The organism is Bradyrhizobium sp. th-b2, assembly GCF_000426785.1.
Taxonomy (GTDB): Bacteria; Pseudomonadota; Alphaproteobacteria; order Rhizobiales; family Xanthobacteraceae; genus Bradyrhizobium; species Bradyrhizobium septentrionale.
In genome coordinates this window covers 1-1284 of record NZ_AUGA01000255.1, presented here as the reverse complement: position 1 = coordinate 1284, position 1284 = coordinate 1, and the positions used below count along the sequence as shown (strand labels likewise).

Sequence of the window (1284 nt, the reverse complement as noted above, 5' to 3'; positions counted from 1 at the left end):
CGCCCACGGTCGATACACTGATGCCGTCCAGCGCATGGCGAGTCAGATGAGACATTCCTTCGGAATGTGAGGCCGCCTCAGTTGGCGGCCTCTTTCGTTACGTCGCGTCGCTCTTTTGCCACGGTAGTCCTTCGGTGCCGACGGGCGCATCCCTGTAGATCATCTTAAAGATGCTGGAAGCGGTATCAACTCAACATTCAGAAATGCGGAAGCACGGGCGGCCGAGGCCACACCTGAATTGTCGAGTGCATCGTGACCGAGCGGAGTCAGTGTGACTCGCCCCTGTGCTCCCTCGATCAAACCGAACATCTTCGCGGCACCGAGCCGAGTACGGAACGTACCGCTAGCGCCCACATCAGTTACCAATCCGCCTAAAGGCGCGCGAGCGAGGTCATGAGCACTCGGCAGGCTTCATAGATGTCGCGCGCCTGAGAAGGCGTATACGACGACGCTGGGTGCATAGTGTTGTTGCGCCATACTGAACCAACGTGGTGCAAATTCGCTCTCGCTTCCTCCCATCTGTTTTTCTTTCGTTTTAGCGAAACCGTATTCTCAGGCATCTTTGCAATCTTGCCGTCCATCTGCCCGGTTAGGCCGCGCCAAGTCGTTTTCGGGGTAATGGGAAGTTGTATATGTCGGCGTTGGCTCAGGTCACGGACGGCGGCCTCCATCGCCCGCATTAAATGGAATACACACGCCGTGCTTTCCTCAACGGCTAAACATCTTCCGGCACTAGCAATGTCCGCATGGGCTTTCTTGAATTTTTTACCCAGTTCGAACGGATCAGATCCTTTGACCGCGCCTCTGCGCGGGTCGGATTCGTTATAGAGTTTGGTCATCTCTTCTGAGACGAAGAGGAAATCCTTCCGCCGCAACTCTTGTTCTATGCGAATACGCAATTGCATGAGTTCTGGGACAAGTTGAACCAGTGGCAGATCGAGCATTCTGATAAATGGCCAAATTCGCCCAACCTGGTCTGCCACCGATCTCATATCGGTTACTTTGGCGAGATAGCTGACCGTATCCAAAGCGTGGCGAAAGGCCCGTTAGCCATGGTCCCGGTGGTGTCATTTGATTTCCATGTCGCGGTGGGAGGGTTCCTTTGCGCGACGATACAAATCTCATCGCACCGGGAACTGTTGAGTGGCCTCTTTCGGGGTTGGGCGGGGCATAAGGGGCCAGCACCGGTAGTCGGGTGCTGGCCTGTTTTATCCCCTAGTGGCCTAGTTTGATTTTCGGAGTGGCCTGTTTTGAATTAACCGAGCGGCAACCAATGCTTAGCCG

General features: G+C 55.1%; 1 protein-coding gene. It reads right to left on the bottom strand.

The window, feature by feature from the left end; genetic code table 11:
- Positions 1–371: 371 nt before the first annotated feature.
- A complete protein-coding gene (locus K359_RS0148165) occupies positions 372–983 on the bottom strand; it encodes a hypothetical protein (RefSeq protein WP_156929157.1) in 612 nt (203 codons plus the stop codon).
- Between the last annotated feature and the right edge of the window lie 301 nt (positions 984–1284).